This window comes from Amycolatopsis sp. NPDC051106, assembly GCF_040682775.1.
Classification (GTDB): Bacteria; Actinomycetota; Actinomycetes; order Mycobacteriales; family Pseudonocardiaceae; genus Amycolatopsis.
Map to the genome: position 1 here is coordinate 18,406 of NZ_JBFBBQ010000040.1, position 12,546 is coordinate 30,951.

Sequence of the window (12,546 nt, forward strand, 5' to 3'; positions counted from 1 at the left end):
TCACGACTCTTCTTGCTCGTACCGACGCCGATGCAGTGCGGACGTTATGGCGGTCAGAAGGGGGGACCACTCGTCGGCTTCGCCCAGCATGATGAGCTCATCATCCTTAATTCTGTGTCTTTGTTCCATTGCGGTGCGAAGCGCCGCTTCGGCCAGGCTGTGGTTGATTCCGGCGTCGTCGATCCAATCCACAACTTGTTCGGCATCGACCCGGTCAACGTTGACGTTGCCGTCGAATAGGTGAGCGAGGAGGTCGTCCAGGCTTCGAGCGGCGAGCGCACGGAAGTCGTCGGCCTCTCCCGGCTGGTCGCGATCGGTGCCGCACGTGAGCTCCATGAGCTGTGAGTGCATCTGCACCGCGGCTTCCGCGCCGTCGAGACGTCGTCTCCACCGCAGATTACCTACCCCGCGCCGCGCGCCGGTGATCATCGCGTGCCATGCCTCGGGCTCGAGTCGGACCGCTCGCCGGGCCAGTATCAGATCTGCTGAACGGCGGACCTTTTCATCGAACACCACGGCGCCAATTCGCCCGTGCAGGAAGCGTATGATGTCGCTGTCTTCGGCGATTACCTGTGCAGAGGTATCCTCCGCGTCTACCTCTTCCGATAGGGTGACCGCGATCGCCCATGCTTTAGTCGAAGAATCATTCATTTGATGCTCCTCCTTGCAGTAGAATCGCCAATTCCGAATCACTCTGAATCAGGTGTCGAAGTCTTCCGATCGCGCGGGCGTGACGTTGACGGCAGGCGGTCGGATTTACTTCGAGAAGTTCGGCGATCACGTCGTACGTCAATGCCTCGTAGTGTCGTAGCTGGATGATCAGCTGATCTGTCTGACTCAGATTTGTCACCAGGTCGTTGATACGTCGGTTCAGCGAGTCCTGCGTAGCTGGTCTTCCAGCCTCCGAGCGCGGCTCGGGCATCTCCAAGGGGTCGGTAGGGATCTCACGACCTGCCCGGTACTGGGTGCGTAGAACATTGCGGACGAATCCGCGTAGCCATGATTCGAATGAGGCTCGTGAGCCGTCGAACTTGGTGATGCGTTCGACGGCGAGTTCGACGGCCTTTTCGCACACTTTTTCCCTGTCGGCGGCGGACAAGTCAGGTGCGATCAGGGACGCGTAGTGGGTGAGCCTCGCGCCGCACAGGCTCACAAGGTACGGCCCGGCTTCAGGTACGCCTGCTTTGGCGAGATCGACCAGTGTCTGGACATCGCCGGCGCTGACTACGTTGATCATGGCTGCTCGGTTCCTCGCGCCGATAAGGTCGCACATACGCTTCTTGTCGGCGGCTGAGCGTCGTCGATCAATACGTCACCGATTCGGTCATCGTCGCTGTCCCAGTGGCGCAATAGTCCGGGCACGCGCCAGGCGATCACATGCATGTCGCGGCTGTGGTCGGTCGAGTCGATCACTGCTTCAGCGAGTACAGCCGGCTCGCCCCGACGGAATCTTGCGCGGTCTACCAGCTCCACGACCCAGATCCACTTGGGCATGGGAATTCGGAGGTATGCGTGCTTGACCGAGTCGAGGAAAAGCTGATGGTGCCTAGTCTGCTTGAACTCGGTGGACCGGATCGCCGTTGTGACGTACTCCACCTCGTTCCGTTTTCTCAGGCGCCTTAATAGTTCCTTTCCTTCAGCGCGGCCTGAGCGAAGCCAGAGGTTTTCGGCCGACTGCGTGAGGTCGAACTCTAGCCTTGTTCGTCCGATAGGCTCGGCGCGCTCAACCGGAACGTACAGTTGATCGGGGAGTGGGACAACAAGGCACTGCCATGGGTCACCGGCAAAGGCTGTACGCGCTGGAAGCAGTTGGTAGGGACCGACTTCGTCGTCTTGGCAAATGAATTGCGGTTCGGAGTTCCGGCCCGATCCGGGCTTGTATCCCACGAGTACGAAACAGTGGTGATGAGTACCCACAATGACCGGGAGGGCCGAGTCCAGGTAGCGACAAGCGAGTGATTCGAGAGTCTCGCCGGTGGGCCGAAGCATCTCGGGCCGGTAGACCAATGGAGGCAGTCCTGCGTTCTGCAACACAGCGGACAGCTGCCCGATGGTGAGTCCTGGTGACGGAACTGGCCTGCCTAGATCGGTGCCCATGGGTGCGGCTGCCATGGCTCCGGGCAGGTGGCGGGGTGAACCATACCGTAAGCGGTGAAAGTACGACACGGTCCACGCGGCGGCGTGGGCACATATGCCGAGCTGGCTGTCTTGCGCCATGAACGGGGCGGCTGTTACGGAGTAGGTTTTTCCGAAAAAGTTCACGACGTCTGTTGCGGCGCAGGCCACGTGAGGTGCGAGTTCATCGGGAACGGCGAGCATCGTGCGTCCTACCGGCGCTCCAGAAACGGGTCGCAGGACGCAGTAGCCCAAATACTGCATGTCGTCGAATACGGCTGCTACATGGTCGTCGTACACCTCAGTCGGTGGAGGTTCGAGAAAGAAATGGAGACGATGAGTGAAGCCTGGGTACTGTCGGAACGTGCGTGAGTAGAACCGACTGTGCTCGTCTTGGTAGTCAAGGTCGTTGTACCGGTACTCGATAACCGCGGTCCGAGCTCCGTTGTTCAGTGCAGTCTCGATCACATTGATCAATGCTCGCCGGCGGCTGACCGGTTCGGGATCCGTTCCGCAGTAGCGGTCCACCAAGAAGGCAAGCGTGCCCGGTTTCGTGAGGTCGACGATCGCCGCCGGTGTCTGATGTGACCATCCGTTAGGCCTCATGCCGGCCTCCATTAGCCGCCCAGCCATCCGAGTTGTTCGAGGTCGAGCCGCTGGTGGAGGCGGTCCACTCGGTCGAGGCGCTCGGCCACCTGAGCTGCAACCTCGGCTGGCAGTTCGAAGTCTTGAACCTCGCTCCGAGGTCGGTAGTGGAGGCCTGTACGTAGAAGGGACAAGGGGGTACCGGATCCGAAGACTTCGTCGTAGCTCTGGTTCTGTAGTGCCATCGTGCTCGCTCCGATCTCGGAAGGAACCGACCTCTCGGTGAGCGTGTGCTTGGAGCCCGTTCACAGTTGCCTCCGTCCTCGCATGGCATGGACCGCATGCGCGAGCCGGCGGGCCACCCGGAGCAGGCTCGCCATCTGTAGTTGACAGCCGTGTGACACGCCTCGACTGAACCAGGCGCCACGTTCGGCGTAACAGAGAAAGTCAGGTGTGTCGTCACGGTGCACTTCCCGAGGGTCGTAGCTGGATTGCACCGTCAGATTCGCGTTCGGCCACCGCTCTGTTACGGCTCACGTAGGGCACAAAGACCCTAATTATCGTGAATAACGTGACAAGGTGACCTGGGTGGAAATTCACACTTTGCTGTCGGAAATTTTCGGCCACGTCTTCGAAGAGGTTGCAAGACGTGTCGTGCGCAGGGCGCCGCGCGGATTTATTCCCGCCAGCCGGAGAGTTCCACGCCCTTCGCGACATCCACCCGGTAAGACAACGTCACCGTCTTGGTCTCACCCGCCGCCAGCGTCAGCTTCCACGTGTACTCGCCCAGCGCCGACGTCTCCACCGGCTCCGGCGACGTCTTCACGTCCTTCACCGTGACCGCGTCATCCCGCGAGACCGGCGCTTGGTCCACCACGGTCACGACAGCTTCCCGAGGCCCGTGGTTACCAACAGAAATCCGATACTCCGCCTCACGCCGCTTCTGCCCCGACAAAGTCGCCTTCGAAGCCGTCCGGCGCACCAGCTCCCGCTCGACCCGGATCCGGTCGTCGACCCCCAAAGCCAACTCGAGCTCTTCGCCGGGGGCCCAAGGCTCCAACCGAGTCGTGCCGACGAACTCCGCGTCGTGGAACACCGAAGCCCGTCCCGGCCGCAACGCGAAAGAGGACGAATTGACGACCGTCGCCCGCAGATAAGCCTCCTCGGCCAACACCGGCGCCGTCACGTAACCCAAAACCGCCGTCAGTGAAAGCTGAGCCAACGTGGTCCGATGCCCGGAAGCCCCCGACGGCACCGCCACCGGACGCGACGGCCGATACGTCACCGCCGTCGTCCCCTGCTCGACCGCGGCGAACTTCGGTGCCATGGCAGGAGCGGCCGCCGCGAACCGCATCCGCGAACCCTCCGGAATGCCACCCCCGGAACCGCCATAAGCCGCCGCCGGGGCCGGGGGGACCGGGTGGACGCGGTCCAGGTACCACGGCGAAAGCTCCGGCACGACCACCGAAACGGCCGGCCGCGCCGTCGACAGCGCCAGCTCGCACTCCGGCCAGTCCTCGCCCGTGTGCTGGCTGACCAGCCCGTACGACATGACCGTCACGTCCGTGCCGCGGACCCGGATGTCGTACCCCGGCTCCCAGTTCGCACCCGGGACCACATAGGACAACTCCAGTTCGGCGCTACCGGAAGCATCCGAAATCTCCAGCTCCACCACCACAGACGTACTGTCCTCTTCGGACCGGGCACTGTGGGATTCGATCCGCCGATCCAAAGCAGCGAGGTCTTCGCGCAGCCGTGCGATCCGATCGGACAACACCCGCCGGGCCTTCAACGCCGACGCCAGTCTCGAACTCAAAGCGTCGGTCACCTCGGTGACGCGCGACGGCTCGGCGGTCCCGGCCGCCAGCGCCTTCGCGAAGCTGCCGCCGCTGCGCTTCGCGAGCGAAGTCAGCAGATCCACCTTCATCGCTTCGGCCGCTTCGTCGTCCACGACGCCGTCGAGCGTTGCCTGGTCCGCGCGCCGCTGCTCCACCAAAGCGCGTAACGCGGCATCGGCCGGTGAGGCGTGCCGCTCGGTGCGGACGTCGACGCCCGTGATCAGCGCCGGGCCGGTCCCGGTGACGCGCACCGAGCCCGGGTCCAGCGACAGGGGGAGCCCGGCGAAGGTCAGGCGCGGCCCGCCGTCGAGCGGTGCCTTGCCCCGGCGGGTGATCCGGGCCTGCTGCGGGTAGACGGTCACGGCGGCGATCGGCGCTTCCACGGTCGGCATGCCCCCGACGTTAGTCTCTTGACACTCCCGAGGCCGGGGCGGAAGTCTCGACAGTCGTCCGCTTCGCCCGGCTTGGGGGTTTGAGTGAAAGCCGCACGAACCGCAGTCCTGCTCCTCGCACTGGCCACCCTGCCGCTCACGGCGGTCGCCGCCGAAGCCGCCGATCCGCCCGGCCCGGTCTTCACCGGCGGCCAGGCGCAACCGGTGTTCGACCCGGCCGACGTCGTCCGCGAGGACGTCTGGGTCACCGCGCCCGTCGACAGCGACCACGACGGCCAGGACGACCTCGTCCACGCCCAGGTCGTGCGCCCGCGCGCGACGCAGCAGGGCCTGAAGGTCCCCGTCGTCTACCAGGCCAGCCCTTACTACGCCGGCGGCAACGACATCGCGAACCACGACGTCGACGTCGAGCTCTACGCGCCCGGGTACGCCCGCGGCCCGGAAGGCCCGCGCGTCGCCGCGCACGGCGTCGGCCCGGCCGCCCCGATCACCTGGCGTTACCAGGACTACTTCACCGCGCGCGGGTTCGCCGTCGTCTACGGCGAGTCGCTCGGCTCCGGCCTCTCCACCGGCTGCCCGACCACCGGTGACGTCAACGAGACGATCGGCGCGCGTTCGGTCGTCGACTGGCTCAACGGCCGCACGCCCGCCCGCGACGCCGCCGGTGCCGCGGCGAAGGCGGACTGGAGCACCGGCAAGACCGGCATGATGGGCGTTTCCTACAACGGGACGTTGCCCAACGCCGTCGCGAGCACCGGCGTCGAAGGCCTCGAGACGATCGTGCCGATCGCGGCCATCTCCAGCTGGTACCAGTACTACCGCAACGACGGCGCCGTCGTCGCGGCCGGCGGCTTCCAGGGCGAGGACGCCGACGTGCTCGCCGAGTACGTCTACACCCGCGAAGACCGGCAGGTCTGCCGCCCGGTGATCGACGGCCTGGCCCGCGACCAGGACCGCGTGACCGGCGACTACACGCCGTTCTGGGACGTCCGCAACTACCGCAACGACGTCGGACGAGTGCACGCGTCGGTGCTCGCGGTGCACGGCCTCAACGACTGGAACGTCAAGACCGACCAGGTCGCCGAGTGGTACGACGCGCTGAAGGCGCACGGCGTCGAGCACAAGATCTGGCTGCACCAGTCCGGCCACGCCGACCCGTACTCGCTGCGGCGCGACGTCTGGCTCGCGACGCTGAACAAGTGGATGTCGCACTACCTCTACGGCGTCGACAACGGCATCCAGAACGAGCCGAAGGCGACGATCCAGCGCGAAGACCTCTCCTGGGTCGACGAAGCCGACTGGCCGGCGCCCACGACGGCCGACGTGCGCGTCTACCCGTGGCCCGGCGGCAAGGCGAAGGGCACCATCGACACGCGCAACCCGGTGCCTGGTAGGGCGGCCGTCGAAACCCTCGCCGACGACTCGTCGAAGACGATCGAGCAGCTGGCAGGCCTGGCCTCGTCGGGCAACCGGCTGTTGTACGCGACTTCGGCGGCGAAGCAGTCCGTCCGGCTCTCGGGCACCGCGCGGGCCGACCTGGCGCTGGCCTTCGACCGGCCCGCGGCGAACGTCTCCGCGATCCTGCTCGACCGCGCCCCCGACGGCACGTTCCACGTGATCAGCCGCGGCTGGACCGATCCGCAGAACCGCACGTCACCGGCCCGGACCGAGCCGATCACCCCCGGCCGGACGTACAAGATCGGCGTCGAACTGATGCCGAAGGACTACGTCCTCGCGGCGGGGCACCGGCTGGAGTTCCTGCTGGCGTCCAGCGACCACGACTACACGCTGCGGCCGAAGCCGGGCGCGGGACTGGCGCTCGACCTGACCAAGACGTCGGTGACGCTGCCGGTCACGGGCGGCAAGCCGGCCCTGCGAGCCGCGTTCGGCTGATGCTGCCGGAGCGTCTCCACGCCGACGTCCGCACACTGTGGGACTACCACGACCTGCGGCACGAGCCCCGGCGCTGCGACGCCGGGATCGGGCTGGGCAGCCGCGATCCCGGCGTCGCCGTGCACGCGGCGGAGCTGTTCCACGCCGGGCGGTTCCCGCTCGTCGTGTTCACCGGGGCCAACGCGCCGACGACGGTGGAGCGCTTCCCGCGCGGCGAAGCGGTCCACTACCGCGAGATCGCGCTAGAGCTCGGCGTGCCCGACGACGTGATCCTGGTCGAGCCCGCGGCGCGCAACACGGGGGAGAACATCGTGTTCACCCGCCGGCTGCTCGCCGGGCGGGCGATCCGGTCCGTGACGCTGGTGACGCGGCCGTACCAGCAACGACGGGCCTACGCCACGGCGAAGCTGCTCTGGGCCGGCGTCGACATCGTCTGCGCGTCGAAGGCGGTGTCGTTCGAGGACCACCTGACCGGCGAAGAGGACGCCGACCGGGTGATCAGCATGCTCGTCGGCGAGACACAGCGGATCACCGAGTACGCGGCGCGGGGCTTCGCGATCCCGCAGCACGTTCCGGCCGGCGTCGAGCGCGCGTTCGGCCGGCTGGCCGCGGCGGGGTTCACGCACCGCATGCTGTGAGTCAGTCCGCGATGCCCGTCCGGTAGGCGAAGGCGACCGCCTGCGCGCGATCGCGCAGCCGGGCCTTGGTGAACAGGTGGTTCACGTGGGTCTTCACGGTCGCCTCGCTCACCACGAGGGTGCGCGCGATCTCCGTGTTCGACAGGCCCGCCGCGATCAGCCGCAGCACCTCGATCTCGCGCGCGGTCAGGCCTTCGATCTCCTTGATCCGCTGGGGTGTGCTGCGGGTGGCGGCCTCGACGAGGCGGCGCTGCAGCTCGCCGTCCACTGTGGACTGGCCGGCGGCCGCCGAGCGCAGCGCCCGGGCGATCGCCTCGGCGTCGGCGTCCTTCGTGAGGAACCCGCGGGCGCCGGCGCGCAACGCGGCCAGCAGCGATTCGTCGTCGGCGTACGTGGTCAGCACGACGACCTCGGTGCCCGGGTGCTCGGCGCGGATCCGCTCGGTGGTCTCGACGCCGTCGCAGCGCGGCATCCGCAGGTCCACGAGCACGACGTCGGGGTGGTGCTCGGCGACGAGCTCGAGAGCGGCCAGGCCGTCGGCGGCGGCGCCGACCACCTCGACGCCGGGCAGCAGCCCGAGCAGCGTGACCAGGCCTTCCCGGACCACCGCCTGGTCGTCGGCCAGCACGACGCGCAAGCTCACGCCGGCACCGTCAGGTGAATCCGCCATCCGTCCTCCCCCGGCCCGCTCTCGAACCGCCCGTCGAGCAGCGCGACCCGTTCGCTCATCCCGCGCAAACCGTAGCCTGCCGCCGGCGCGTCCGGCGGACGCCTGCCCTGCCGGTCGGCCACGGTCAGCGCGACGCTCCCGGAGCCGTAGTCCAGGATGACGTCGACCTCGGCCCGCGCGGCGTGCTTGCGGGTGTTGGCCAGGGCCTCCTGCACCGCGCGGACCAGCGCCGTGCCGACCGCCGGGTCGAGCTCACGCGGCTCGCCCTCGATCGTCAGGTCCGCCCGGGCGCCGCTGTCCAGCCGGTAGGCGGCGAGGAGGTCGGCGATCGTGCGCTCGACCGGGACGGCGTCCTCGCGCAGCGCGGCGACGGCCTTGCGGGCTTCGGCGAGGCCTTCCGACGCCAGTTTCTGCGCCCGTTCGATCTGCGCGACGGCGTCCGGGCTCGCCCCGTCGCGCACCAGCATGAGCCGCGCGCCCTGCAGGTTGAGGGACAGCCCGGCCAGTGAGTGCGCCAGGACGTCGTGCAGCTCGCGGGCGATGCGGGCGCGTTCGGCGAGGGCCGCGGCGCGGGCGTGCTCCTCCGTCGCCGTCTGCGCGCGGGCCAGCGCCAGTTCGGTCTGCTCGAGCCGGGCCAGCCGGGTCCGCCGGTTCAGCCCGAGCAGCACGATCACGGCGACGATCGCGTACGTCCCCAGGGCGCTCTCCCAGGCGTGGTGGTAGCCCGCCCAGAACGAGATCGCGGCCAGATCGATGGTCACCGCGAGGATGATCGGCAGCTTGGGCTGCCAGAGCACGACGAAGAACGTGGTGCTGAACATCGTCACCGACGCCCAGCTGTTCGGCACGATCGCCCACAGGGTGCCCGCCGCCGTGATCACGGTGATCGTCACGACCGGCAGGAAGCGGCTCGCACCGGCGTTGAAGATCCACAACAGCGGAAGCGACAGAGCCAGGGTGATGCCGATCAGGATCCACGAGAGCGTGTTCGCGCGGGGCATCGCGGCGAACATCGGCACCGCGACGAACCCCCAGCGCACCCAGTCCTGGGCCTGGGGACGCCCGGGTCGCCTGGTGATCATCTTCAGTGCCCTCCGCTGGGTGCTTGTACGGAAAATGTACCGACGGAGGCTTCCCTGTGTGGTGTCGAGATGTCCCGTTCGAGCAGGAGGTTTCCCCATGTCCAGGTTGCGACGGCTCGCCGTGTTCGCCGCCGCCGCGGCGCTGCCCGCGCTCGGCCTCACCCTCGCCGGCTCGGCGACCGCGTCGGCCGCGCCGAACTTCCAGGTGCCGTTCAAGTGCGGGGTCACCGTGACCGCGGCGACGTTCAGCGGACACAGCCCGGAGTACTCGGTCGACTTCCAGAAGTCGGGCATCACGGGCATGCCGGTGCTGGCCGCGGCGTCCGGCACGATCACGCGGGTCGCCGACGAGGGCAGCACGAGCTACGGCAAGTGGATCGAGGTGGACCACGGCAGCGGCTGGCGCACCCGGTACGCGCACCTGTCGGCCCAGGAGGTCTCCGTCGGGCAGTCGGTCGCCGGCGGCCGGGAAATCGGGAAAGCCGGCGCGACCGGCGGGGTCACCGGCCCGCACCTGCACTTCGAAGAGCGACTGAACGGCGTGGTGCAGAAGGCGAAGCTGAACGGCGTCGCCGTGCCGTACTACGGGCACACGAACTTCACGAGCAAGAACAACTGCGGCGGCAACCCCTACTCGGCCGAAGAGGTCTGCGGCTCGGGCTTCTCCGTCGTCGACCAGCAGGCGCTGGCCGGTTCGTCCGGCACGACCTACCTGCTCTACAACGCTTCCACCAAGGCGAACTGCGTGACGACGCTGAAGGCGACGTCGCTGGGCACGGCGAGCCCGGTCTCGGCGTTCCTCGAGGTCCAGGGTGCGGCGCGGGTGACCGACTCCGGCAGCTTCACCTACTACGCCGGGCCGGTGAAGAAGACCGCCGGAGCGACCTGCGTGAAGTGGGGCGGCTCGGTCGGCAGCAACACCTACACGAGCGGCTTCGAGCACTGCGGCTGAGCCGGACCGGTCGGTGGGGCCGGGCAGCATAGCCCGCCCCACCGACAAGAAACCGCCGAGCGGCCGGCTCCCGGCCGATTCCGTCCACATCGGCCCCGGTTGTCCACAGATTTGCCGCCACCGCCCCCACCGGCCCCGTTTTGCCCCACCGTGGAGGCATGACCACTGCCACCCCGACCGGCCGGCCGCCGGTCGACCTCCGAAGCCCCGCGCAGCTGCTGGCCGCGCTCCCTTACCTGGTCGGGTTCCGGCCCGCGAACTCCGTCGTCCTGCTCGGCCACCGGGCACCCGAGGGCAACCGGCTGGGCCTGGTGCTGCGCGGCGACCTCCCGCGTCCCGAAGACCGGGCCCACCAGGCCCGGGCGCTCGCCCCGCGGTTCGCCCTGGCGCCGCACACGGGCGTGACCCTGGTGGTGGTCGGCGGCCGGCGAAGACCCGGCAGCCCACCGCCGCACGCGGAGTTCGTCGAGCTGCTGGGTGACGCCCTGGGCGAGCTCGGCCTCCCGGTGCTGCACGCGATGTGGGCCGCGGACATCGCCGAAGGGGCGCAGTGGGGTTGTTACGCAGACCCGGACTGCGGCGGCGAGCTGCCGGATCCCCGCGCGACCGTGGTGGCGGCGGTCGCGACGGGCGGCGGCTCGGTGGCGTTCGACAGCCGCGACGAACTGGCGGCGCTGCTCGCCCCACGGTCGCCGGAAGCACTCGCCCGCCGGGCCGAATCACTGGCCAGGTTGCCCTCTTTGCCCTGGCCGGACGCGACATGCGTCTCCGAAGCGGCGTCGGCGATCCGAGCGGCGTTCGAGCGCCAGCTGCGCGGCTCGGGGCCGCCGACGGACGAGGAAGCGGTCGCGCTCGCGAGCGCCCTGAAGCTCCCGGAGATCCGGGACGCGTGCCTGGGAATGGCGGTCCCGCCCCACACCCCGGCCGCGTACGAGGCGGAACGCTTGTGGCTGACGCTGGTCCAGGAACTCCCGGCCCCGGGACGCGCGGAAGCGGCGGCCTTGCTGGGGTACACGGCGTTCATGCGCGGAGACGGCACGTTCGCGGGCATGGCTCTGGAGGCCGCACTGGCGGCGAAGCCGGATCACGTGCTGGCCGGGCTGCTGAAGACGGTGCTGGACCACGGCATGCCCCCGGGGCAGCTGCTGGGCCTGGCGCTGACCGCGGACCCGGCGGGTCTGTCCGGTTTCGGCCTGACGGCGGCGGATTTCGGCGAACCCGGTCCGTGCCTGCCGCTGGGTGTCGCGTGTGGACGGTCGGAGTTCGTCGTCGAGCCGGGGTGACCGGGCCGCGGGCGCCCGGCGGTTCTCGCGCTCGGCGGCGCCAGGCGGCGGACTACCGCTGCCTGGTGCCGCCGGCGGCCTCAGCCCTGTCGAGCCTGCGTGAAGGTCCAGGCGTCGCGCACGATCCGGGTCAGCTCGGTCCGCTCCGGCTTCCAGCCCAGCTCTTCCCGGGCCCGGTCACTGGCCGCCACGAGCACCGACGGATCGCCCGCCCGCCGCGGGGCCACCTCGGCCGGGATCGCGTGGCCGGTGACCTCGCGGCACGCCTCGATCACCTCGAGCACGGAGAACCCCGTGCCACTGCCCAGGTTGTAGATGCGGTGCGCACCCGCCGTGGCGTGCTTCAGCGCCAGCAGGTGCGCGTCCGCGAGGTCTGCGACGTGGATGTAGTCGCGGATCGCCGTGTGGTCCGGCGTCGGGTAGTCGTCGCCGAAGATCTTGATCTGTTCGCGGTCGCCCGTGGCGACCTGGAGGACGAGGGGAATCAGATGGGTTTCCGTGGTGTGGCGCTCCCCGAACGCGCCGTACGCGCCCGCGACGTTGAAGTACCGCAGGCTCACCGCCGCCAGCCCGTGCGCGCCGGCGAAGCTGGTGATCGCGTGGTCGATGGCGAGCTTGGTCGCGCCGTAGGTGTTGGTCGGCCGGGCGGGCGCGGATTCCGGGATCGGCGACTGCTCCGGCTCGCCGTAAGTCGCCGCGGTCGAGGAGAACACCAGGCGCGGCGTGCCGTGCTCGCGCATGGCCTCGAGCAGCCGCAGCGACGTGACGACGTTGCCTTCCCAGTACTTCGCCGGCTCCGCCATCGACTCGCCGACCAGCGACTTGGCCGCGAAGTGCAGCACGCCGTCGAAGCCTTCGCGCAGCAGGCTGCCCGCCACCTCCGCGGCGTCGCCCTCGACGAACCGCGCGTCCGGGTGGACGGCGTCGGCGTGGCCGGTCGACAGGTCGTCGACCACGGTGACCTGGTGCCCGGCCTCGATCAGCCGGGCGGCGCAGACACTGCCGACGTACCCGGCCCCGCCCGTGACGACCAGCTTCAGGGCGTTGCTCTGCTCGGACACATCCAGGCCTTCCTGCCGAGGGTGATGACTGTGCTGT

The 12,546-nt window shown here is 68.8% G+C and carries 11 protein-coding genes; 4 read left to right on the forward strand and 7 right to left on the reverse strand.

Annotated features, from left to right (window positions below; translation table 11 throughout):
- From AB0M83_RS27175 to AB0M83_RS27190, 4 genes are all read right to left on the reverse strand, one after another.
- Positions 1 to 651, reverse strand: coding sequence for a hypothetical protein (locus AB0M83_RS27175; protein WP_364521198.1), 651 nt, complete (start codon positions 649 to 651; stop codon positions 1 to 3).
- Positions 644 to 1,237, reverse strand: a complete 594-nt coding sequence (locus AB0M83_RS27180; RefSeq protein ID WP_364521199.1) for a sigma-70 family RNA polymerase sigma factor — start codon at positions 1,235 to 1,237, stop codon at positions 644 to 646. The genes AB0M83_RS27175 and AB0M83_RS27180 overlap by 8 nt, the downstream gene beginning before the upstream one ends.
- A complete protein-coding gene (locus AB0M83_RS27185; protein ID WP_364521200.1) occupies positions 1,234 to 2,721 on the reverse strand; it encodes a hypothetical protein in 1,488 nt (495 codons plus the stop codon). The genes AB0M83_RS27180 and AB0M83_RS27185 overlap by 4 nt, the downstream gene beginning before the upstream one ends.
- A gap of 655 nt (positions 2,722 to 3,376) precedes the next feature.
- Positions 3,377 to 4,930, reverse strand: a complete 1,554-nt coding sequence (locus AB0M83_RS27190; RefSeq protein ID WP_364521201.1) for a DUF4139 domain-containing protein — start codon at positions 4,928 to 4,930, stop codon at positions 3,377 to 3,379.
- 84 nt (positions 4,931 to 5,014) lie between these two features.
- Here AB0M83_RS27190 and AB0M83_RS27195 point away from each other — a divergent pair, with 84 nt between their 5' ends.
- Positions 5,015 to 6,823 carry a Xaa-Pro dipeptidyl-peptidase gene (locus AB0M83_RS27195; protein WP_364521202.1) on the forward strand — a complete coding sequence of 603 codons (1,809 nt, stop codon included), beginning with the start codon at positions 5,015 to 5,017 and terminating at the stop codon, positions 6,821 to 6,823.
- Positions 6,823 to 7,461 (forward strand): YdcF family protein, encoded by a 639-nt coding sequence (locus tag AB0M83_RS27200; protein ID WP_364521203.1) that lies wholly within the window; start codon positions 6,823 to 6,825, stop codon positions 7,459 to 7,461. Before AB0M83_RS27195 ends, AB0M83_RS27200 begins: the two co-directional genes overlap by 1 nt.
- 1 nt (position 7,462) lies before the next feature.
- Here the strand turns inward: AB0M83_RS27200 and AB0M83_RS27205 are convergent, their stop codons facing one another.
- Together AB0M83_RS27205 and AB0M83_RS27210 are read right to left on the reverse strand one after the other, a co-directional pair.
- Positions 7,463 to 8,104: a response regulator transcription factor gene (locus AB0M83_RS27205; protein ID WP_364521204.1), complete on the reverse strand. Its 642-nt coding sequence runs from the start codon at positions 8,102 to 8,104 to the stop codon at positions 7,463 to 7,465.
- Positions 8,101 to 9,213 (reverse strand): histidine kinase, encoded by a 1,113-nt coding sequence (locus AB0M83_RS27210; RefSeq protein ID WP_364521205.1) that lies wholly within the window; start codon positions 9,211 to 9,213, stop codon positions 8,101 to 8,103. The genes AB0M83_RS27205 and AB0M83_RS27210 overlap by 4 nt, the downstream gene beginning before the upstream one ends.
- 97 nt (positions 9,214 to 9,310) lie before the next feature.
- Here AB0M83_RS27210 and AB0M83_RS27215 point away from each other — a divergent pair, with 97 nt between their 5' ends.
- Together AB0M83_RS27215 and AB0M83_RS27220 are read left to right on the forward strand one after the other, a co-directional pair.
- Positions 9,311 to 10,165, forward strand: a complete 855-nt coding sequence (locus AB0M83_RS27215) for a M23 family metallopeptidase (RefSeq protein ID WP_364521206.1) — start codon at positions 9,311 to 9,313, stop codon at positions 10,163 to 10,165.
- A 158-nt stretch (positions 10,166 to 10,323) separates the two neighbouring features.
- Complete coding sequence (locus tag AB0M83_RS27220; RefSeq protein WP_364521207.1) at positions 10,324 to 11,448, forward strand: DUF4192 domain-containing protein; 1,125 nt, start codon at positions 10,324 to 10,326, stop codon at positions 11,446 to 11,448.
- 80 nt (positions 11,449 to 11,528) lie between these two features.
- Here AB0M83_RS27220 and galE read toward each other — a convergent pair whose 3' ends face one another.
- Positions 11,529 to 12,509, reverse strand: a complete 981-nt coding sequence (gene galE / locus AB0M83_RS27225; protein WP_364521208.1) for a UDP-glucose 4-epimerase GalE — start codon at positions 12,507 to 12,509, stop codon at positions 11,529 to 11,531.
- Between the last annotated feature and the right edge of the window lie 37 nt (positions 12,510 to 12,546).